19 protein-coding genes are annotated in these 19,631 nt (G+C 72.9%); 3 read left to right on the top strand and 16 right to left on the bottom strand.

The window, feature by feature from the left end:
- Positions 1-14: 14 nt before the first annotated feature.
- From AB0J86_RS04175 to AB0J86_RS04120, 12 genes are all read right to left on the bottom strand, one after another.
- Positions 15-1,241 (bottom strand): DUF455 family protein, encoded by a 1,227-nt coding sequence (locus tag AB0J86_RS04175; protein ID WP_363852255.1) that lies wholly within the window; start codon positions 1,239-1,241, stop codon positions 15-17.
- Entirely contained in the window at positions 1,234-2,553 is a 1,320-nt protein-coding gene (locus tag AB0J86_RS04170; RefSeq protein ID WP_363852253.1) for an MFS transporter, read from the bottom strand. Before AB0J86_RS04170 ends, AB0J86_RS04175 begins: the two co-directional genes overlap by 8 nt.
- Positions 2,550-2,978, bottom strand: coding sequence for an iron-sulfur cluster assembly scaffold protein (locus tag AB0J86_RS04165; RefSeq protein ID WP_363852250.1), 429 nt, complete (start codon positions 2,976-2,978; stop codon positions 2,550-2,552). Before AB0J86_RS04165 ends, AB0J86_RS04170 begins: the two co-directional genes overlap by 4 nt.
- Positions 2,979-2,980: 2 nt before the next feature.
- Positions 2,981-3,808 (bottom strand): methyltransferase domain-containing protein, encoded by an 828-nt coding sequence (locus AB0J86_RS04160; protein WP_363852248.1) that lies wholly within the window; start codon positions 3,806-3,808, stop codon positions 2,981-2,983.
- Entirely contained in the window at positions 3,805-5,043 is a 1,239-nt protein-coding gene (locus AB0J86_RS04155; protein ID WP_363852245.1) for a hypothetical protein, read from the bottom strand. Before AB0J86_RS04155 ends, AB0J86_RS04160 begins: the two co-directional genes overlap by 4 nt.
- A 116-nt stretch (positions 5,044-5,159) precedes the next feature.
- Positions 5,160-5,348 (bottom strand): hypothetical protein, encoded by a 189-nt coding sequence (locus AB0J86_RS04150; protein WP_363852243.1) that lies wholly within the window; start codon positions 5,346-5,348, stop codon positions 5,160-5,162.
- 173 nt (positions 5,349-5,521) lie between these two features.
- Complete coding sequence (locus AB0J86_RS04145; RefSeq protein ID WP_363852240.1) at positions 5,522-6,727, bottom strand: carbohydrate-binding protein; 1,206 nt, start codon at positions 6,725-6,727, stop codon at positions 5,522-5,524.
- A gap of 94 nt (positions 6,728-6,821) precedes the next feature.
- Positions 6,822-7,715, bottom strand: coding sequence for a carbohydrate ABC transporter permease (locus AB0J86_RS04140; RefSeq protein ID WP_363852237.1), 894 nt, complete (start codon positions 7,713-7,715; stop codon positions 6,822-6,824).
- Positions 7,712-8,638 (bottom strand): sugar ABC transporter permease, encoded by a 927-nt coding sequence (locus AB0J86_RS04135; protein WP_363852235.1) that lies wholly within the window; start codon positions 8,636-8,638, stop codon positions 7,712-7,714. Before AB0J86_RS04135 ends, AB0J86_RS04140 begins: the two co-directional genes overlap by 4 nt.
- Positions 8,639-8,644: 6 nt before the next feature.
- Complete coding sequence (gene ngcE / locus AB0J86_RS04130) at positions 8,645-10,063, bottom strand: N-acetylglucosamine/diacetylchitobiose ABC transporter substrate-binding protein (protein WP_363852232.1); 1,419 nt, start codon at positions 10,061-10,063, stop codon at positions 8,645-8,647.
- Positions 10,064-10,083: 20 nt separating this feature from the next.
- Complete coding sequence (locus AB0J86_RS04125; protein WP_363852229.1) at positions 10,084-10,842, bottom strand: SIS domain-containing protein; 759 nt, start codon at positions 10,840-10,842, stop codon at positions 10,084-10,086.
- Positions 10,839-11,792, bottom strand: coding sequence for a MurR/RpiR family transcriptional regulator (locus tag AB0J86_RS04120; protein WP_363852226.1), 954 nt, complete (start codon positions 11,790-11,792; stop codon positions 10,839-10,841). Before AB0J86_RS04120 ends, AB0J86_RS04125 begins: the two co-directional genes overlap by 4 nt.
- Positions 11,793-11,920: 128 nt before the next feature.
- On the opposite strand from AB0J86_RS04120, the gene AB0J86_RS04115 reads away from it, so the two are divergent.
- Positions 11,921-12,922 (top strand): BadF/BadG/BcrA/BcrD ATPase family protein, encoded by a 1,002-nt coding sequence (locus AB0J86_RS04115; protein ID WP_363852223.1) that lies wholly within the window; start codon positions 11,921-11,923, stop codon positions 12,920-12,922.
- 95 nt (positions 12,923-13,017) lie between these two features.
- Here the strand turns inward: AB0J86_RS04115 and AB0J86_RS04110 are convergent, their stop codons facing one another.
- The 3 genes from AB0J86_RS04110 to AB0J86_RS04100 all read right to left on the bottom strand — a co-directional run bounded on the left by AB0J86_RS04110 (position 13,018) and on the right by AB0J86_RS04100 (position 15,964).
- Positions 13,018-14,046: an aldo/keto reductase gene (locus AB0J86_RS04110; RefSeq protein ID WP_363852220.1), complete on the bottom strand. Its 1,029-nt coding sequence runs from the start codon at positions 14,044-14,046 to the stop codon at positions 13,018-13,020.
- Between the two features lie 240 nt (positions 14,047-14,286).
- A complete protein-coding gene (locus AB0J86_RS04105; RefSeq protein ID WP_363852217.1) occupies positions 14,287-15,189 on the bottom strand; it encodes an AraC family transcriptional regulator in 903 nt (300 codons plus the stop codon).
- Positions 15,190-15,289: 100 nt separating this feature from the next.
- On the bottom strand, positions 15,290-15,964 hold the full coding sequence (locus AB0J86_RS04100; protein WP_363852214.1) for an AAA family ATPase: 675 nt from the start codon (positions 15,962-15,964) through the stop codon (positions 15,290-15,292).
- An 83-nt stretch (positions 15,965-16,047) separates the two neighbouring features.
- Here AB0J86_RS04100 and AB0J86_RS04095 point away from each other — a divergent pair, with 83 nt between their 5' ends.
- Positions 16,048-16,542 carry a TspO/MBR family protein gene (locus tag AB0J86_RS04095; RefSeq protein ID WP_363852211.1) on the top strand — a complete coding sequence of 165 codons (495 nt, stop codon included), beginning with the start codon at positions 16,048-16,050 and terminating at the stop codon, positions 16,540-16,542.
- Between the two features lie 55 nt (positions 16,543-16,597).
- Here the strand turns inward: AB0J86_RS04095 and AB0J86_RS04090 are convergent, their stop codons facing one another.
- A complete protein-coding gene (locus AB0J86_RS04090; RefSeq protein WP_363852208.1) occupies positions 16,598-17,356 on the bottom strand; it encodes a hypothetical protein in 759 nt (252 codons plus the stop codon).
- A 115-nt stretch (positions 17,357-17,471) separates the two neighbouring features.
- On the opposite strand from AB0J86_RS04090, the gene AB0J86_RS04085 reads away from it, so the two are divergent.
- Positions 17,472-18,881 (top strand): glycoside hydrolase, encoded by a 1,410-nt coding sequence (locus AB0J86_RS04085; RefSeq protein WP_363852205.1) that lies wholly within the window; start codon positions 17,472-17,474, stop codon positions 18,879-18,881.
- Positions 18,882-19,631: the final 750 nt, after the last annotated feature.

Raw genomic sequence — 19,631 nt, 5'->3', positions numbered from 1 at the left:
CGCGCGGCCGGGCCTCAAGCCGCCGCCCGCTGGACGTCCTGGTACGCCAGCCGGATCAACTCGATCTCCTCGTCGGTGAAGCCGGCGCGCCGGTACGCCTCCGGCTCGAACCCCCGTGGCACGCTGGCGATCGAGAACTCGGCCCGCCGCTCCCGCGCCCGCTCGTCGAGCCGCGGCACGTCCTCGCTCGCGCTGCGGTGGCGTACCCACCTGTTGCCGATGGCCACGTGGCCGATCTCGTCCTGCGCCACGACCGCGAACAGCTCGGCGGTCCGGTCGTCGCCGAGACCGCGCCACAGGCGTACGTGCGAGAAGGCCGACTCGATGCCGATCCGCTCGCCCAGCCGCTGGTGGATGGCGAGCGCCAGTTCGGGCTGGTCGACGTCGGTGGCCAGCCAGAGTTGCAGCGTCGCGGGCGCCTCGCCCAGCGGGACGTCCATCGCCAACGAGTGCTGGAGGAACGCCTGTCCGTGCCGGACCTCGTCCCACAGTTGCCGGTTCATGTCCCGCACGAAGGCGAACGGGAAGTCGTACGTCTGGATCGCCCGGCAGCAGAACTCGATGGTGGGGATCTCCAGCGAGATCAGCAGCCACTGCGCCACGTAACCGGCCTGTGCGGCCGGCGCCAGCTCCGCCAGCGGGTGCTTGATCGGCGTACCAGGGTCCAGCAGGGTGAAGCGGGCGTCCCGGGCCGGCAGCGGCGGTTGGGACATCGGCCGCGCCGGGTCGGCGGGCGCGGCGACGACGTCCAACTCCTCCGGCGCGGGCGTGGTCCGCGCCGCCGCCGCTACTGACTGGTCGAGCAGCAGGCGCACGCGGGCCAGTACGTCGCGGGTGGGCTCGTCGAGGACGGCCGGGAGGTCGCCCGCCGCGTCCACCGCGCGCCGCAGCTCGCCGGCGCCGTCCGCGAGCCGGCGCAGGACCTCGGTGCCGGTGGTCGCGCGGGCCAGGTCGAGCGCCGCCCCGGCCGGCCGCTCCGGCGGGGTCCAGGCCGGCTCCCAACCGTCTCCCAGCTCGTGGATCCGGGTCCGCAGCAGGTCGATCGCCTCGATGTCCCGGCGCAGCACGTCCGCCAGGACCAGCTTCGTCTCCACGGCCGCCGCCCGCGGTACGACGGAGAGCAGCGGCACGGCGCGCGCGAGAAGACGTTCGGCCAGCGACCGCAACCGTTCGACGCGCCAACCCAGGTAGTGCTCGCTGTCGCCGTCGATGGTGGTCCAGGCGTCCAGGGTCTCAGTCATCAGTCTCTCCTCCTCGTCCGCCCGACACGGCGACCGCCCGTCGCCCCGGCTCCTCGGGGGTGCGCCGGGCGGCCGGGTCGAGCGGGCGCACCACGGTCGCGGCCAGCGCCGCGCCCAGAATGATCAGTCCGTACGCACCGAGCGGCGCGTGCGTCACGAGCACCACGCCCAGCGACGGACCGACGAACATGCCGATCGAGTGGGCCATCGCCAGCGCGGAACCGGCCCGGCGGCGTAGCCCCTCGTCGGCGGTCCGGAGCAGCCCGGGAATCGACGGGCTGAACATGCACTCGCCGACGGCCAGCGCGACCACGCCCAGCAGCAGGATTCCCGCCCGCCACGCGAGCGCCAGGTCGTACCGGGCCGCCGCCAGCACCACCGCGCCGACCGCCCACGCGGCGCAGAGGGTGCGGATCGAGTTGACGCCACCGAGCCGGGTGGCGAGCCGGGACACCGGCAGCTGGACGACCGACGTGCAGAGCGTGAGGGCCGAGAAGAGGTATCCGGCCATCGACGGCGCCAGCCCGTCGCGGGTGGTCCACTGCAACGGCAGGACGGTCTCGAACTGCGCCAGCCCGGTCGTGACGAGGCAGAAGTACGCGAGGACCAGGCCGGGCAACGCCAGGTCGAAGCGTACGGGCCGGCCGGCCCCGGGCGCCGGCGGCTTCGGATCCGTCCGCCTCGCCGGGTCCGGGGCGTCGGCGGGCACGGCCATGGCCAGGACGAGCGCGAACGCGACGAAGGTGGCGCTGTTCGCCGCCATGAGCCCGCGGGACGCCCCGGTGCCGAACCAGGCGACGAGCGTCCCGCCGAGGAGCCCGCCGAGCGTCATCCCGAGGTTGCCGAGCAGGTAGCGCAGCGCGAACGAGTACTCGTGCGCCCGGTCGGGCACGATCTGTAGTTGCAGGTTGATCCGGACGGAGAAGAAGAGCGCGTTGCCCAGGCCCAGCAGCACCGCCGCCGCCAGCACCTGCCAGTACGCGCCGGCGCCGGCGATCAGGGCCCAGGCCACCGCCTGCACCCAGCAGCCGGCGATGGCCGACGCCCGGCTGCCCCGGCGGCGCTCGACCCGGCGGGCCAGCGCCCACTGGGCGACGATGTCGACGACCGCGATGGTCGCGAGCACCCCGGCGGCGGTGGCGGCGGCGCCGTCGAAGCCGACCAGGTAGCCGGCGAAGTAGGGCATGGCCAGGCCCGCGCCGCAGGCGCTCAGCGCGTTCGCGAGCACGAAGAGCCGGGCCGGCGGCGGCAGCGGCGGTACGTCGCGCGGGCGTTGCCATGGGCGGAGCAGGCCGGCCAGCGCCCCGGTCATCCCCGCCGCCGCTCGGCCGGTTCGCCGCGCCGCTCCTCGGCCGGATCCCCGTGTCGTTGCTGTGCCAGTTCGCGGAGCAGGCCGAGGCCGAGCAACGCGCACTTCGGCCGGCTGTGCACCACCTCGGGCCCGAGCAGGTCGAGCAGCACCGACTCGTCGAGCACCGATATCTCGGCCCAGGAGAGCCCCTCCACGTACTCCAGCAGGATCGAGGTGCTCGCCCTCGACAGGGCGCAGCCCTTGGCCCGGAAGCTGAGGACGACCTCGCCGCCGGGCCGGGCGGTCGCGTAGATCACCTGCTCGTCGCCGCAGCCGGGGGACCGTCCGTAACGGCTGGCGCCGCCCGCGGCGACCCCCCAGTGGCGGGGATTGCGGTAGTGGTCCGCCAGGAGGGTCTGGACCTCCAGGTACGAGTCGGCGGACATGGTCACACCGCGTGGGCGACGTACTGGAGCCGGCGGCTGGTCAGGTCGCCCCGGGTCAGGGGGTCGGAGAAGTCCCCCAGCACCAGGTCGAGGGCGAAGCCCGCCTCCCGCAGGACCTGCCGCAGTTCCGCCGTGGTGTAGAGCCGCAGCCGGTGGAAGTAGTCGCGCAGGCCCGCCTCCGGGTGGAAGACGGTCAACCAGCTGTCCCGGGCGCCCGCGTGCAGGTCCAAGCCGTAGTGCATGAGGTAGTAGTGCCCGCCCACCTCCGCCCACGACCGGGTGAGGAAGCCGGCGACCAGCTGTTCGCGGTTCGGCTGGTCGAGCATGAGCCGGCCACCGATGCGCAGGTGCCGCCGCACGTTCCGCAGCAACCGGACATTGTCGGCGTCCGAGTGGTAGCCGAACGACGAGAGCATGAACAGCGCGAGGTCGTACGGCCCGTCCAGCGCGACGTCCCGCAGGTCGGCCACGACGGCCTCGGCCTTGACGTCGTGCCGGTTGACGGCCGCGCGGGCGAGTTCGACGTTGCGGGCGGAGATGTCCACGCCGGTCACCTCGTACCCGGCCGCGGCGAGCGGTACCAGGTGCCGGCCCCGGCCGCACCCCGCGTCGAGAATCCGGCGTACGCCCCACTCGTCCAGGTATGCGGAGAGGAACGACAGCTCGGTCTCGATCACGCCAGCCGCCGAGCATGAGTAGTCCGACAGCCGCCAGAAGTCGTCCTCGAAGTAGGTCCGGTAGCCCTCCGGGTCGGCCTCGAAGGCGGCGGTCGGCCGGGCCACCTCGCCGGCCGGCGCCGGGACCAGTGCCCGCCGTCCCGCGCCCGTCATGCCAGCACGCCCAGCTTCTCGAAGACCCGGCACAGTTCGCAGACGCCCGCGTCGAGATCGGCGGCACCGACCCCGACGGAGAACGACATCCCGCAGTTCTGGCACTCCTTGTGCCGGGGCAGTCCCAGGAAGTTGTCGACCATGCGCTGATGGCCCTCGAAGAGCTGGAACCCGGCGCCCGGCAGGATGGTCTCCAGGGTGTCGACGATCATGTAGTGGATGTCGCGGGCCAGCTCGCCGCGTTCGAAGACGACCGGGCTGCCCTGCTTGTTGTTGCTCGGGAACAGCGCCTCCAGGTAGAGGGTCAGCTCCTTCTTCCCGATCGGCCAGAGCGGGTAGACCATCTCGAACTGCCCCTGCCGCTTGCGGTAGCTGCCGCCGAACGGGAAGCCGACGAACATGCTCTTGATGATCGACGTGCAGATGTCCTCGCGCATGAGGCCGAACGCGATCTTCGTGATCCCCATGTTCCGGGCGGCGCGCTCGATGGAACAGCGCATCATCGAGTGCACGGAGGCGATCGAGAACGAGGCGTCGTGTTTGTACTTGACCTCGGCCAGCGCCTCCTGCGGCGACACCCGTAGGTGGTAGAAGTCCCGTACCTCGTCGTCGGTGACCAGGGTGAGCGGGTGCCCGAACTGCTCGGCCATGGACTGCGCGAACGACGTGTCCAGCGGCTTCGAGAACGTCGTGACGTGCACGGTCTGCAACTCGAAGGCGGGCAGGCGGTCGGCGGTGCGGCTCAGGAAGTAGCCGAGGGCGAGGCTGTCCTTGCCGCCCGACACCGCCAGCAGGATCCGCTCGCCCGGGCTGATCAGCCCCTTGCTGTGCACCCCGTCGACGAAGAGCTGTTCGGCGTACTGGACGTACTCGTCCCGGTTGAAGGCGACCTGGGTGGCGTCGTAGTCGCCCTGGCCGCTGTGCATGAAGTGCCGCTTGGTGTAGAAGGAGTCCGGGCGGGTCTGCCACTCGCCGGAGGACAGTTCGGTGTCCCACAGCCGGGTGAGGGAGAGGAAGTCCGGCAGGTGGTAGGCGCGGACCATCTCGATCCGGTACTCCGCCGACTCGTCGATCCGTTCCTGCCAGTCGTCGACCACCACGCCGTCGCGGCGTACGACGACCGCGTCCACCGGGATGTGGTTGCGGGCCAGGGTCGAGTGGAGGTATTCGCCCACCTTCGCGCGCAGCTCGAACTTCCGGTCGAGGCGGTCGGCGAAGACAATCGACTTGATCATTTATTGTGCCGTCCCGTTTTCGTCAGTCGTGGCCGAGGAAAGGGGCCGGCCCCGCCGGCGCCCTCACGAGCGCGCGGGCAGGGCCGGTCATCGGTGTAGCCGTGGTCGACGTACGGTCAGCAGTGCGGCACCAGGTCGCAGGTGTTCGAGCAGAAGAACTGCTCGCGTACGAGGTTCTCCGCGTTGTTGGCCAGGATGTCCAGGAGCGAGCTGGCGCTGCGCTCGACGCCGGTCAGCAGCGTCGGGTGGAGCACATCCTCGGCGTTGGAGAGGTCACTGATCCGGAGCTGGGTGGCAAGACCCACGACGTCCTCCTTAGGGACAAGATCTACTTGGTTCCCTAGCCTCGCCTGACGCCGCGGTCCTCGGAAGAACGTTTCCACCAGGACGAAAGTGTCGGCTCCGGACACGCCTGGGCCGGGCCCGATCCGTCGACCGGGCCCGGCCCGGCGGCCGTGCCGCCGCCGTCCGGCGCGGCTCAGCAGCGGCCAAGGTCACGCCACTGGGCGGTCAGTCCCGGCTCGGAGCCCTGGGTCCACCAGTTGGCCTGCCACAGCCGGCCGTTGTGGGTGACCCGGGCCCCCTCCAGGTAGACGGTGCCCCAGTTCCAGGCCGGCACGCCGGCGCAGTTCGGGGTCCCCGTCGGCGGGGGAGTGGTCGGCGGCCGGGTGGTCGGCGGGGTCGTCGGGGGAGTGGTCGGGGGCCGGGTCGTCGGCGTGCCGGTGGGGCAGGCGCCGCCGGTACCGACGGTGTCGACGTGGGTGGTGCCGGCCGAGCGGTACGCGTCGACCCGGGCGCGCGCCTGGGCCGTGGTGAGCACCTCCTGGTCGGCGTAGTAGAGGTAGTCGACCTGCTGCACGTACGTCGCCAGCCCCGTGCCGGTACGTCCGGTCAGGTCGATGAACCACAGGTTAAAGTTGATCGACATGGGGGTCTCCGGGTAGTAGCGGTCCCCGTGGTCGGCGACCTGCTGCCCGTCGACGTAGTACCTGACCCGGCCGTCCTTCACCGTGAAGACCAGGTCGTGCCAGCCGTTGAAGCTCGACCGCTGCTCACTGTGGACGTTGTCGGCCTGCCACGGCTCGTTCTGGTACGTCTCCCAGGTGGTCTGGTAGAAGATCGGTCCCTGCTCGCCCCAGCCGCCGTTGGGCAGGTACTCGAAGTCGATCTCGCCGTAGTTCGGGTCCAGCGGGCGGTCCAGCGGGGTGATCGTGAAGAACGTCTCGACCAGGTGGTCCCCGTCGGGGCCGGACTGCGGGGCGTCGGTGAACCGTACCCGGGCCGCGTAGGTGCCCTCGAAGAACTTGCGCTGGTGGAACAGCTCGGCGTGGCTGGTGCCGCCGGCCGTACCGTCGGTCTTCGCGGTCAGCTGCAGCACCTTCTGCCCGCCGTCGGTGGGGAAGCTGATGTTCGACGCCGGCCAGGCCGCGCCCGGTACGCCCGGGCCGCCGCTGTTCGTGCGCACCGTCCAGTTGCGCGCCGCGATGGCCGGGTCGGACGACGACGCGTAGTTGAAGTCGTCGAAGAGCACGCCGCATCCCGCGGCGGCGGTGGACGCGCCGCCGGTACCGGCGGAGGCGGTGGCGGTGAGACCGGCGAGCGTACCGGCGACCAGTACGGCCGCCGCGCCGGCCGCGAGACTTCTCGCGCTGACCTTCTGCGCTCTGGGCTGCTGCTGTGACACGGGGGTCTCCTCACGATGCAGCGGGGTAAGGGGGACCGGCGGCCGGTCGGCGCTGGCCGGCCGCGCGGGGTGGTGCCGGGGGATGGGGGAAGGGTTACCGTCCGGCGCCGGCGGTGAGCCCGGTGCGGATCTGGCGCTGGAACAGCACGTACGCGGCGAGGACCGGCAGCATCGCGATGGTGAGCCCGGCGAAGAGCCCGCTCCAGTCGCTGCGGTAGCCCTGGCTCACCGACAGGGCCGCCAGCCCCTGGGCGAGTACGTAGCGGTCGGGATCGGGATTGAGCACCAGCGGCAGCAGGTACTGGTTCCACAACCCCAGGAAGTTGAAGATGGCGATGCTGACCAGGCCCGGCCGGGCCAGGGGGAGCATCACGCGGAGGAAGACGCCCCAGTGCGAGCAGCCGTCGAGGAAGGCGGCCTCGGCGATCTCCGTGGGGAGCGCGCGGAAGAACGAGTGCAGGAAGAAGACGGTGAACGGCAGCGCGTAGGCGGCGTACACCAGGATCAGCCCCGGGTACGTGCCGAGCAGCCCGAGCTGCTTGACCACGAAGAAGAGCGGCACCAGCGCGAGGAAGACGGGGAAGAGCATGCCGGCCACGAAGACGTGGTAGAGCAGCCGGTTGCCCCGGAACGGGTACCGGGCCAGCGCGTACGCGACGGTGGCGCCGAGCGCCATGGTCAGCAGGAGCGCCCCGCCCACGACCACCGCGCTGTTGAGGAAGTAGCTGCCGATCGAGGCCTGCTCCCAGGCGCGGGACCAGTTGTCGAACCGGGGCGTGGCCGGCGGGGTCCAGGGGCTGGTGAGGATCTCCCGGTCGGTCTTCAGCGAGCTGACCACCGCCCAGAGCAGCGGCAGCGTGACCAGGGCGGCCCAGCCGAGCAGGAACGCCTGGGCGATCGGGTCGCCGACGCCCCGCCCGGCGCCGCCAAGCCGCCGCCGGGGCACGGCCGGAGCCCCCGGTACGGTCCGCTCCCGCAGGGCGGTCATGACAGCTCCACCCGTTCCCGCCGGCCGGCCCGCAGCGCGACGGCGGCGAGGGCCAGCGTCAGGAAGAAGAGCGCCACCCCCATCGCGGCGGCGTAGCCGAACCGGCCGTAGGTGAAGGCGTTGCGGTAGAGACCGAGGCCGATGACCTCGGTGGCGCCGTCCGGCCCGCCGGGACCGACGGTCATGACCTGCACGACGGCGAAGCCGTCGAGGGCCAGCACGCCGAGGTAGACGAAGGCGACCCGCACGTTCTCCCGCAGCAGCGGCAGGACGACCCGGCGCAGCACGGCGAGGCGCCCGGCGCCGTCGAGCACCGCCGCCTCCAGCACCTCGCGCGGGATCGACTCCATGGCCGCGGAGAAGAGCACCAGGTAGAAGCCGACCGAGGACCAGACCAGGACGGCCATCACCGCCCAGAGGGCGAAGTGCGGGTCGCCCAGCCAGGACCGGGCCGCCGCCCCGAGCCCGACGGCGCGCAGCGAGCCGTTGAGCAGCCCCTCGTTCGGGTGGTACACGAACTGCCAGAGCACCGCGATGATCGGCAGCGAGAGCAGCTGCGGGAAGAAGTACGCGATCTTGTAGAGGTTGCCGCCGCGTACCGGGCCGACCATCGTGCTGCCGGCGCGCCCGCCGAAGTTGACCAGCATCGCGAGCAACAGCCCGAGCGCGATGGTGACCAGCGGTACGACCAGCAGCATCAGCCCGTTGTTGCGCAGCGCGGCCAGGAACAGCGGATCCTCCAGCAGCCGCCGGTAGTTGTCCAGCCCGACGAGCTCCACCTCGCCCGAGATGCCGGTCCAGTCGGTCAGCGAGAGGTAGAACGCCTGCGCGTACGGGGAGAGCACGAAGACCGCGTACAGCAGCAGCGCGGGCAGGATCGCGCCGGCGAGGAAGCGGTACTTGCCGTGCCGCAGGGACGCCATCGCCGGCTACCGGGTGAACTTGGTGACGGTCGAGTCGCGGGCGAGCGCGTCGGCGGCCCGCTGGATCCGGTCGGCCCACTGCGCGGGGGTGACCCGGCGGGTGGCCAGCTCGCCGGTGGCGTCGTCGACCGCCTTGGCGAGCGGGGCGTACCAGGTGCGGAAGCGGTACGTGAAGGTGTTCTCGCCGGCCGCCCGCACGGCGTCGCGTACCGAGCCGAGGCCGCTGCTGAGGGTCAGCCCGTCGGTGGCGCCCGCGACGCTGGGCAGCGTGCTGTTGAGTTCGGCGAACCGGCGGGCCGAACCCTTCGAGAAGAGGATGCGCAGGAACTCCAGCCCGCCGCGCGGGTTGCGCGCCTTCGCCGGTACCAGGAACGACTCGCTGCTGGCCGCCTGCACGGCGCCGAACGGCAGCCGGTCGGCGGCGCCCAGCGCCGGTACGGCACCCATGACCATGTCGAACCCGGCCGGCGCGATGCCCTTCTGCTCGGCCTCCAGCCAGGAGCCGCAGGGAATGAAGGCCGCCCGCCCCTGACACCAGGCCGCTTGGGCCTCGGTGTGCGACAGCGCCTCCGAGCCGGGCAGCAGGTGCCCGCGGGCGGCCAGTTCGTGGATCGCGGTCGCGGCGTCGAGCAGCGGCTGCTGCTTCCAGGCCCCCGGTTGCAGGTTGTCGACGGCGCGGACCAGGTCCGGGCCGCCGGCCTTGGCGGCCATGGCAAGCAGGGGATCGTTGAGGTACTCCGGGTACTTGCCCTGGTACGTCCAGGGGGCGACGCCCGTCTTCTTGATCTCGTCGCAGAGCGCGAGCATCGACTCCCAGGTGCTCGGGTAGCGCCAGCCGTGCCGGTCGAAGAGCGGCTTGGAATACCACAGCCCCCACACGGTGTAGGTGAAGTTGAGCGTGTAGACCTTGCCGTCGAGGGTGCCGTCGGCCACCACCCCGGGCAGCAGGGTGTCGCGTACCCGGCGGGCCGGGTCGTCCAGCGAGGGCGCGTCGAGCAGGTCGGTGAGGTCGGTGAGCTTCCGGCCGTTCGCCAGGGTGACGAGGTCGAGCCGGCCCGCGCCGGTGTTGTCGACCACGTCGGGCGGGGTGTCGGCGACGAACCGGGGCTGCAACGCCTCGCCCACCTTCTGGATCGCCTTGTGGTCGACCGTCGCGCCGGCGATCCGCTGCCGGTACGTCGCCTCGGCTGCGGTGGCGTACCCGTCGCCGTAGCCACCGGAGAAGATGACCACCTCCAGCGGCGTCGAGGCGGGCGCGCCGAGGGGATTGTCGCCGCTCGTCTCGCCGCGGGCGGCGGTCGACCGGTCGTCGCCGCCGCTGGTCACGCAGCCGCCGAGCGCGGGTACGGCCAGGCCGGCCGCCGCGACCCGCAGGAGCGTGCGGCGGTCGGGGTGGCGTCTGGCGGGGGGAGGGGGAGATGTCATCGCCGCGGCCTCGCCTTCTGTCAGGCGGCGCGCCGGATACGCCCGGCGTACCGCGCCTCTGTCTCGGTGTTGTGGATGTCCCCGCCCGGCACGTTGGCCGACAGGTAGATCGGCGGCGTCTGGCCGGCGGCGAGCAGGCGGGCGACCACCTCGGCGACGACCTGCTGGGCGAGCAGGGCGCCGGTGATCGAGGAGATGGCCCCGACCGCGCCGCCGCCGGGCAGCGGCAGGGCCGCGTCGCCGTACGGGGCGCAGTTGTCGAGCACCACGTCGGCGAGGTCGGCCAGCCGGTGCCCGGACGGGTGGCGCGGGGCGACCCGGGAGGTGTGCTCCCGCGAGGTGATCGCGATCAGCCGGTGCCCCCGGTCCCGCAGCAGCAGGGCGAACTCGACGATCACCCCGTTGACGCCGGAGTTGGAGGTCAGCACGAACACGTCGTCGGGCTTGACCGGTGCGAGGGCGTAGAGCCGGTGTGCCACCGCCGGATCGCGTTCCAGCAGCGGATCCTCCAGCACGCCGCGGTCGGCGCTGCCGTAGAGGACCAGGTCGCGCAGCGCGATCCGGTTGCTCGGTACGAGGCCGCCGGCGCGGCCGGCCAGCTCCATCGAGAGCGCGTCGGAGTGCCCGCAGCCGAACGCCTGGAGCACGCCGCCCCGGTCGAGCGCGGCGGTGATCAGGTCGGCCGCGGCGGCGACCGCGTCGGACTGGCTCGCCGCGACCCGCTCGATGGCCGCGGTCACGGCGGCGAGGTAGGCCGGGGCGCCGATGGTGGTGGTCATCGCTCCTCCGTGGTGATCGGTTCCTCCGTGGTCATCGGTTCCTCCGTCGTCTTGACGCGCCGGCGGGCGGCGCGGTGCGGCTCGTCCGGCATCCGGTGGGCGTCGACCGCCCGCGCGGTGACCTCGAACGCCTCGGTGGTGCGCTGGTAGGTCCGCTGCGCGACGGCCACGTAGATCAGGTCGAGCACCAGGAGCTGGGAGTGGAGGGCGGAGAGCGCGGCCAGCCGGAACGTCGTCTCCTGTACGGCGGTGGTCAGCACCACGTCGGCGACCTCGGTCAGCGGGGAGCGCGGGAACGAGGTGACGGCGACGGTCAGCGCGCCGTGGTCGGCGGCCTCGGCGAGCACCTCGATCACCTCTCGGGTACGCCCGCTGTGCGACAGCCCGATCGCCACGTCGCCCGGCCCGAGCAGCGCCGCGTTGGTCAGCGCGGTGTGCGGGTCGGCCCGGTGCCAGACCGGTACGCGGATGCGCTCCAGCCGGAACGCCATCTCCCGGGCGGCGTTGCCGGAGCTGCCGAGGCCGAACAGGTCGACCCGCTGCGCCCCCGCGACGGCGGCGGCGACCCGGTCGACCGCGCCGAGGTCGACCTGCCCGGCGGTGTCCTGGATGGCCCGGGTGTCCGCGCTCGCCACCACCCCGAGGAGGTGGTCGAGCGGGTCGTCGGGGCCGATCTCGCGGTCGATGTCGGTGTCCCAGCGGGCCTGCGCGGCGCGCCCGGTCTCGGTCGCCACGGCGACGCGGAGCTGGGCGTAGCCCCGGTAGCCGAAGAGCCGGCAGAGGCGGGTGACCGTGGCGGTCGAGGTGCCGGCCCGCTCGGCCAGGTCGATGATCGTCGACCGGGCGGTCTCCTCGGGCGCGATCAGGATCTGCTCGGCGACGCGTTGCAGGGCGACCGGCAGGGTGCTCAGCTCGGTCCGCATCCGGCCCAGCAGGCCACTCTCCGGCATCAACATTCCTTTCACGACGGTGCGTTGGTGAAAAAAACTATGACCACATCAGTCCAGGCGTCAATAGGTTTGACATTTTCGATGTCCGGGTCTTGTGGACGGCGTACCGCGCCCACACCATCGGAGGGGTGAGCCCACCACTGCTGCTCGGCGCCGACGGCGGCGGCACCGCGACGCGCGCCGTACTGGCCACCGCCGACGGGCGGATCGTCGGCCGGGGCGAGGCCCGGGCGGGCAACCCCGTCGCCACCGACCCGGCCGAGGCGGCGGCCGCGCTCGGCGCGGCGGTCGAGGGCGCGCTCCGCGGCCACGACCCGGTACGCGTCGCCGGCGGCGTCTTCGGGCTGGCCGGCGGGTCCCGGCTGGCCGAGCCGGCGGTCGCCGCGCGGTACGCCGCCGAGTGGGCCCGCCTCGGGCTGAGCTGCCCGATGCGCTCGGTCGGCGACGCGGAGGTCGCCTTCGCCGCCGGTACGCCGGAGTCCACCGGCACCGTCCTGATCGCCGGTACCGGCGCGGTCGCCGCCGAACTGCGCGACGGGACGGTGGCGCGGGTCGCCGACGGGCTCGGCTGGCTGCTCGGCGACGAGGGATCCGGCTTCTGGATCGGGCTGAACGCGGTGCGGGCGGTGGCGCGGGCGCTCTACGCCGGCACGGCGACCGGACGGCTGGGCGCGGCGCTCTGCCAACTGGTCGCTACCACCGACCCGGACACCTTCGCCACCCGGATCTACCAGCTCGACCGTGCCGAGCTGGCGGCGCTCGCCCCGCTGGTGACCGGGGAGGCCCGGGCCGGCGACCCGGTGGCGCGGGACATCGTGGCGCACGCCGCCGAGCGGCTGGCGGAGACGCTGCTCTCGCTGCACCCCGCGCCGGGTCCGGTGGTGCTGGCCGGTGGCGTGCTCGCGGGCGTACCGGAGATCCGCGCGGCGGTACGGGACCGGATCGCGGCCCGGCTGGGGCGGGACGCCGTGCTGGCCGGTGCCGGTGCGGCCGGAGCCGCCTGGCTGGCGATCGACCACCTCACCCGCCGCGCCGATTCCGCCAGCGCCGCCGACCGGGCCGATTCCGCCGCCGACCTGGCCGGTCGCGCCGGGAAGGAGGTGCACGCCCGGCTGCTCGCCGCCGCCTGAACCCGGCGGCGGCGCGGGAACCACCGGTACGCGGTGCGCCGGTCATGCCGGGCCGGTCATCGCGTGACCGGAGCGGACCGGCGCATCGCCGTCGCTCAGCTCGCCGAGCGCTCGGGGACCGGCCGGCGGCGCAGGCCCGCGGTCGACACCGCCGGCGGCGTGTAGGCCACGTCGTTGGGGCCGGCGTCGGTGCCGGGCGGTGCGATCTCGTCGATCCGATCGAGGATCGCGTCGTCCAGGGTGACCTCGGCGCCGGCGAGCAGGTCGTCGAGGTGTCCCATGGTCCGGGGCCCGATGATCGCGCAGGTGACGCCCGGATGGGCGATCGCGAACGCCATCGCGAGGTGGGTCATCGACAGGCCGGCCTCGTCGGCGAGCGGGACGAGCCGCTCGACGACGTCGAGCTTGCGCTCGTCGCCGAAGTGCCGCGGCATGCCGCCGGAGCGGTGCGTGTCGACGCGCTGGCCCCGGCGGTACCGGCCGGTGAGCAGGCCCTGGCCGAGCGGGCTCCAGACCAGCGTCCCCATCCCGTACCGCTGGGTGACCGGCAGGACCTCGCGCTCGATGCCCCGGTTGAGGATCGAGTACGGCGGCTGCTCGGTGCGGAAGCGTTCGAGGCCGCGCCGCTCGGCGACCCACTGCGCCTCGACGATCTCCGACGCCGGGAAGGTCGACGTGCCGATGGCCCGTACCTTGCCGCTGCGGACCAGGTCCGACAGCGCCGACAGCGTCTCCTCCACGTCGACGGCCGGGTCGGGGCGGTGAACCTGGTAGAGGTCGAGGTGATCGGTCCCGAGACGGCGCAGCGAGTGCTCGACCGCGGTGGTGATCCACCGGCGCGAGTTGCCCCGGCGGTTCGGGTCGTCGCCCATCGGGTAGTGCACCTTGCTGGCGAGCACGACGTCGTCGCGGCGGCCCCTGAGCGCCTTGCCGACGATCTCCTCGGACTCGCCGTACGAGTAGACGTCGGCGGTGTCGATGACGTTGATCCCGGCGTCCAGGGCCCGGTGGATGATCCGGATCGACTCGTCGTGGTCGGGGTTGCCCATGGCGCCGAACATCATGGTGCCCAGGGCGTAGGGGCTGACCTGGATTCCGGTCCGGCCCAGTGTGCGGTACTTCATCATTCTCCCCGGGGGCCGTCCGGCGCGTGGTCCGCGACCCGCGCCGCCGGCCCCCTGCTTCGTGGTCGGCTGTGCCGGAACCCAGGTGACGCGTTCCGGCGACCTCCAGCGAAGCAGCGTCGCAACCCCCGGGCTATCAGGATCGTCTCGCCTGCTTGCACGATCCTCTCCAGCGGCCGCCCGGCCAGCCATGGCCGCCCGGCCCGACGCGATCGCGGGATCTCACGGCAGGGCGGCGGCTCACGGCAGGGCGGCGGCGGGGCCGGGGCCGGCGCGCAGGCGTACCGCGTCCTCGCGCGGTGGGATGCCGAAGAGGCGACGGTACTCCCGGCTGAACTGGGACGGGTTGGTGTACCCGACGCGGTAGCCGACGCCCGTGACGTCGTGCGGGCTGTTCGCCAGCAGCAGCCGCGCCGCCTGCAACCGGATGTGCTTCTGGAACTGGATCGGGCTCATGGCCGTCACCGCCTGGAAGTTCCGGTGGAAGGCGGAGACGCTCATCCCGGAGAGCCGGGCCACCTCCTCGACCCGGAACGGCCGGGCGTAGTTGTCCCGGATCCACCGTACGGCCCGGGCGATGTGGCTCAGGCCGCTGTCCGCGAGGCCGAGCTGGCGTACGGCGTCACCCTGCTCACCCGTCATCAGCCGCCACAGGATCTCCCGCGTGACCAGCGGGGCCAGCGTCCTGCGGTCCCGGGGGCGGTCGAGCAGGCGCAACAGCCGCACGACCGCGTCGAGCAGCTCGTCCGGGGCGTCGCTGACCGCGATTCCCGGCCGGGTGGTGCCGGCCGAGCGGGGCAGGTCCCCGGGACCGGCCTCCAGCAGCAGCTCCGCGATGGTGACCGGGTCCAGCGTCATCCCGAAGCCGAGCACGGGCTGTCCCGGGGCGGTGTCGACGACGTGCCCGGTCACCGGCAGGTCCACCGAGGCGACGAGGTACTGACCCGGGCCGTAGTCGTACAGCCGGTCTCCGAGCGCGAGGCGCTTGCCGCCCCGGGCGATGATCGCGAGGACGGTGCCGGACATCGAGGTCACCGGGGGAGCGCTACGGTCGATCCGGCAGATCCGCACCCCGTCGATGGCGGTGCTCAGGTCGGGGCGTACGTGCCGTTCCAACAGGTCGCGAAGCTCGTCCAGGGACATGCGGCCAGTGCAGCACACGACCGGCGCCGACCGCTCGGCGGCGAGAGGATCGTGCAAGAACTCGGCACTATCGTGCCGGTGCCCGCCGGTCGGGCCGGACCTACCGGTCGGGTCCCAGCCCCAGCGCCGTGGCGACCCGCCCGGTCAGCGCCGCCTCGGTCGTCGCGGTGTCGACCTCGATGCCGGGCAGGCCGAGCCGCCGCACCTCGCCGGCCAGGCGTTCGGTGAACATCCGGTCGCGGACCAGCAGGTTGTCCAGCGCGCGCCCCGGGTCGCTGGTCCTGGCGGCGATGTCCCACAGGGTGCCCCGGCTGACGAACGCGGCCCGGCGGAACTCTGGCGTCGGCAACAGCCACACCGCCCGCCGGGGCGCGGCGAGCAGCGGCGCCACCAGGTGGGGCAGCAGCCGGAAGCCCTCGACGACGACGCCCGGGCCGGGCGGCAGGCGGAGCAGGTCCTCGACGATCAGGTCGAACGCCTCGCCCCGGTACCAGTGGAACGTGTCGAGCATGACCTCGGGGGAGCGGTTCAGCCAGCGCTCGTCCATGTCCATGGCCTTGAACGCGGTCAGTGACGGGCACCGCTCGGGGCTGCTCCGCGCGGCGTGCTCGGCCATCACGTCGTCGGTGCGGTACAGCCGCAGGCCGTACCGCTCGGCGATCCGGCGCGCGACCGTCGACTTGCCCGCGCCGGAGCCGCCGCCGATCCAGTGCACGTGCCGCAGCCGCGCCCGCAGGTCCGCGACGTCGTCGCCGACCGCTCCACCAGTTCGCATCACCCGACCCTAAACCGGGGTACGGGCGTGACCACGCCGGCCGCCGGGGGTTTCCCACCCGGCCCGGCGGGAAGGCTGTGCGGATGAGCACGGCGTCCCTCCCGCTGCCGCGCCGCCGCGGCCGTCGTTCGCTCCGGGCGCTGCTGGGGTTCGGGGCGGCGACCTTCGCGGCGGCGGCGATCGGCGCGTTCGCCGTCCGCGGCACCGCCACCGAGTACGACACCCTCGTGCGGCCGAGTTGGGCGCCCCCGAGCTGGCTGTTCGGCCCCGTCTGGACGGTTCTCTACGTGTCGATCGCGGTGGCCGGCTGGCTCGCCTGGCAGCGGGCCGGCTGGGGCCCGGCGCTCTGGAGCTACGCGGCCCAGCTCGTGCTGAACGCGGCGTGGACACCGATCTTCTTCGGGCTCGGCCGGTACGGTCTGGCCCTCGTCGACATCGTCGCCCTCTGGCTGCTCGTCGCCGCGACGATCGTGCTCTTCCACCGGGTCAGCCGGCCGGCCGCCGGGCTGCTCGCGCCGTACCTGGCCTGGGTCTCCTTCGCCACGGCCCTCAACGCCGCCATCGTCACCCTGAACTGACTCCGCCGCCTGGCCGCCCGGACCGGTCGAACCGGGGTCGCGACCGCACGGCGCACTACCGTCCGCCGACGGTCCGCCAGGCCGAGGCGAGCCGGTCCGCGTCGGCGGCGTCGACCAGCTCGGGCGCCCCGAGGGCCAGGGCCGCGTCCAGCAGCGCCGCGGCGGCCGTCGACCACGGATCCAGCAGCACCTCGTCGCCGTCCTCGTCCACCTCGAACGCCGCCGGGCCGGCCACGCGCCGGGCGGTCTCGGCCACCCGGCGCCACAGCACGGTGAGCCCGTGCCCGATCGGCGAGCCGACGGAGCCCGCCCCGGGCACCGCCAGCACCCCGGCTTGGTCGCCGTCGCGGTACGCCGCGCCGTTCGGCTGCCCCGCCAGCCAGCGCCGCCACGCGCGGTCGTACGCCCGGTCGGCCTCCGGATGGCGCGCGGCGGCCAGGTCGCGGGCGGCGGGTTCGGCGAGCTGATCGGCGTACGCCAGCAGCTCGACCACGGCCGCGCCGTGCGGCCCGAAGAGCGTCGCGGCCGGCAGCTCGGCCAGAATGTCGACGGCGATGGCACGGGTGTAGCCCGCGTCGGCGCGCAGATTCGCGGCAGCGCGGGCCAGGGCGGCCCGTTCCTCGTCGTCGGCGGGCGGCACGCTCGCGACCCGGAAGAGCCGGCCCGGCCAGCGGACCACGAGCACCCGGTGCACGCTGTGGTCGACGACGATCCACGGTGGCTCGGCGGAGGGGAGTCGGACCCGCTCGCCGACGCGGGCGTACCGCATCGGGCCGGGCGAGTCGTCGGCGACGTACACGAATCCCTCGACCACGACCGGCACCCTAGCCGGCGGCCGGGCGGCCGGCGGCCCGGACCTACCGCGGACCGCGACCACGGCGCTAAGGTATCGAGATCAAGCTATGTGCTGACGTCCGGAGGGGTGCGACGTGTTCCGATCTCCCGTCCTCGCGACCGTCGTCGCGGCCGTGACCGTGCTGGCCGGCGCGCCCGCCCAGGCCGCCCCGCGCCCCGGCATCGACCTCGACCGGACCGAACGGCACCAGCGCATCGACGGCTTCGGCTACTCGATCGCCTTCCAGCGCTCCTCGCTGGTCCACAACCTCTCCGAGGAGAAGCGAAAAGAGGTCCTCGACCTGCTCCTGGACCGGGAGAACGGGGCCGCGCCGAGCATCCTGCGGCTCGGCATCGGCTCGTCGGCGACCACCGAGTACGACAAAATGCTGTCGATCCAGCCGACCGACCCCGGCGGACCGACCGCCACCCCGAACTACCGCTGGGACGGCTGGGACGGCGCCCAGGTCTGGTACGCCAAGGAGGCGCAGCGGCGGGGAATCAAGCGGTTCTACGCCGACGCCTGGAGCGCCCCCGGCTACATGAAGGACAACGGCACCGACACCAACGGCGGCACCCTCTGCGGCCTGCAGGGCGTGACCTGCGCGAGCGGCGACTGGCGCGAGGCGTACGCGCGCTACCTCGTCCAGTACGCCAAGTTCTACCGCCAGGAGGGCATCAAAATCGACGAGATCGGGTTCGTCAACGAGCCCGACTGGACCACCTCGTACGCCTCGATGCGCTTCACCCCGGCCCAGGCCGCCGAGTTCGTGAAGGTCCTCGGCCCGATCGCCGAGCGGGCCGGCGTGGACGTGGCCTGCTGCGACTCGTTCGGTTGGCAGCAGTCCGAGGCGTACGCCCAGGCGATCGAGGCCGACCCGGTCGCCCGCCGCCACCTCGACCTCTTCACCGGCCACGGCTACGCCAGCCCCGCCGACCACCCGCTGCCGACCACGGCCCGCACCTGGATGTCCGAGTGGGCGCCGTCGAGCACCGTGGACGGCTGGAACGAGGCCTGGGACAGCGGCAAGGGCACCGACGGCATCGCCATCGCCGAACGCATCCACGACACGCTCGCGCTGGCCGACGCGAGCGCCTTCCTCTTCTGGCTCGGCTCGTCCCGAGGCGGCACGGCCGCGCTGGTCCAGGTCGACGACGCCAACGACGCGTACCGGGTATCGTCCCGCCTCTACGCCTTCGCCGCGTACAGCCGCTTCATCCGTCCGGGTGCCGTGCGGATCGGCGTCGGCGGCGCGCCGGAGGGGCTGAAGGTCTCGGCCTACCGCAACGCCGACGGTACGGAGGTCGTGCAGATCCTCAACACCACGACCGAGACGGTACGCACCGGAGTGGACCTCAAGCGCCCGACCGCGTACGTCACCGACGCCACCCGCAAACTGGAGAAGGTACCGAACCTCGTCTCCGGGTACGGCCGAAACGCCACCGTCGAACTGGCCCCCCGCTCGCTGACCACGCTCGTCACCAAGCACCCCGGCCGACACTGAACCCGTCTGTCCTCGCCCGGCTGGACCTCGCGCCGCTGGGGTAAGGGCGCCGCAATCCGGTTGCCTGCTGACCGGTCTGCCCGTTGTGTCTGGTCGTCGGCGGTGTCGTGGTGACCGCTCGTGCCCAGCTGGCGACCGTCTACGACACCGGCCACCGGGCCGTGAATGGCCCGGCTCGGCGGGCGAGGTCGAGCGCGGACCGGAGGGGATTAGAACCCGGACGGAGGGCAGCACCCCTTGCGATCGTCACGGCCGTGCCTGTGGACCCAGACAACCGACGCGGCTCCCCGGCGTCAGGTGGTTGAGCCAGACCGTCCACGGGATCCTGGGATCATTGCCATGTGGGCGCCGTAGACGAGCAGGTCGAGGCAGTAGCGCGGTTGTGGGACGCCCACTTGCGGGCTGAGTTCCCGGCACAGCTACGGGGCGCGGAACTGGCCGGCGCGGACATGGTCCTGCTTGACGCCGACGTCGCGGGCTGTGTCAGCACCTGGTTGCAGACGCGGGGACATCTGGACGATTGGCGCACGGGCCTACTCATGCAGTGTGTAAACGATCTCGACCGTGTCCTACCGCTGTTAGCCGGCGCGGGCGCCTTTGCCTACTACGAGCGACTACGCGTCATGGCTGTTGCTGCACTGGGCGGGCCCCTACCACATATGCAGCGTCCTTCGACTGCTGGTCCGCAGCCCGCTGCGCCAGCTATTGCCGGTCGGGACCGCCAGCAGGCCGAGCATGGGCCGGAGTTCG

Source organism: Micromonospora sp. NPDC049559, from assembly GCF_040676675.1.
Lineage (GTDB): Bacteria > Actinomycetota > Actinomycetes > Mycobacteriales > Micromonosporaceae > JBFAPK01.
This window is presented reverse-complemented; position numbering and strand designations above follow the sequence as displayed.

Excerpts from the sequence above, each read along its gene's own strand:
- AB0J86_RS04175 (WP_363852255.1), bottom strand. The coding sequence starts at position 1,241 with ATGACTGAGACCCTGGACGCCTGGACCACCATCGACGGCGACAGCGAG.
- AB0J86_RS04170 (WP_363852253.1), bottom strand. The coding sequence starts at position 2,553 with ATGACCGGGGCGCTGGCCGGCCTGCTCCGCCCATGGCAACGCCCGCGC.
- AB0J86_RS04165 (WP_363852250.1), bottom strand. The coding sequence starts at position 2,978 with ATGTCCGCCGACTCGTACCTGGAGGTCCAGACCCTCCTGGCGGACCAC.
- AB0J86_RS04160 (WP_363852248.1), bottom strand. The coding sequence starts at position 3,808 with ATGACGGGCGCGGGACGGCGGGCACTGGTCCCGGCGCCGGCCGGCGAG.
- AB0J86_RS04155 (WP_363852245.1), bottom strand. The coding sequence starts at position 5,043 with ATGATCAAGTCGATTGTCTTCGCCGACCGCCTCGACCGGAAGTTCGAG.
- AB0J86_RS04140 (WP_363852237.1), bottom strand. The coding sequence starts at position 7,715 with ATGACCGCCCTGCGGGAGCGGACCGTACCGGGGGCTCCGGCCGTGCCC.
- AB0J86_RS04135 (WP_363852235.1), bottom strand. The coding sequence starts at position 8,638 with ATGGCGTCCCTGCGGCACGGCAAGTACCGCTTCCTCGCCGGCGCGATC.
- ngcE (WP_363852232.1), bottom strand. The coding sequence starts at position 10,063 with ATGACATCTCCCCCTCCCCCCGCCAGACGCCACCCCGACCGCCGCACG.
- AB0J86_RS04125 (WP_363852229.1), bottom strand. The coding sequence starts at position 10,842 with ATGACCACCACCATCGGCGCCCCGGCCTACCTCGCCGCCGTGACCGCG.
- AB0J86_RS04120 (WP_363852226.1), bottom strand. The coding sequence starts at position 11,792 with ATGCCGGAGAGTGGCCTGCTGGGCCGGATGCGGACCGAGCTGAGCACC.
- AB0J86_RS04110 (WP_363852220.1), bottom strand. The coding sequence starts at position 14,046 with ATGAAGTACCGCACACTGGGCCGGACCGGAATCCAGGTCAGCCCCTAC.
- AB0J86_RS04105 (WP_363852217.1), bottom strand. The coding sequence starts at position 15,189 with ATGTCCCTGGACGAGCTTCGCGACCTGTTGGAACGGCACGTACGCCCC.
- AB0J86_RS04100 (WP_363852214.1), bottom strand. The coding sequence starts at position 15,964 with ATGCGAACTGGTGGAGCGGTCGGCGACGACGTCGCGGACCTGCGGGCG.
- AB0J86_RS04095 (WP_363852211.1), top strand. The coding sequence starts at position 16,048 with ATGAGCACGGCGTCCCTCCCGCTGCCGCGCCGCCGCGGCCGTCGTTCG.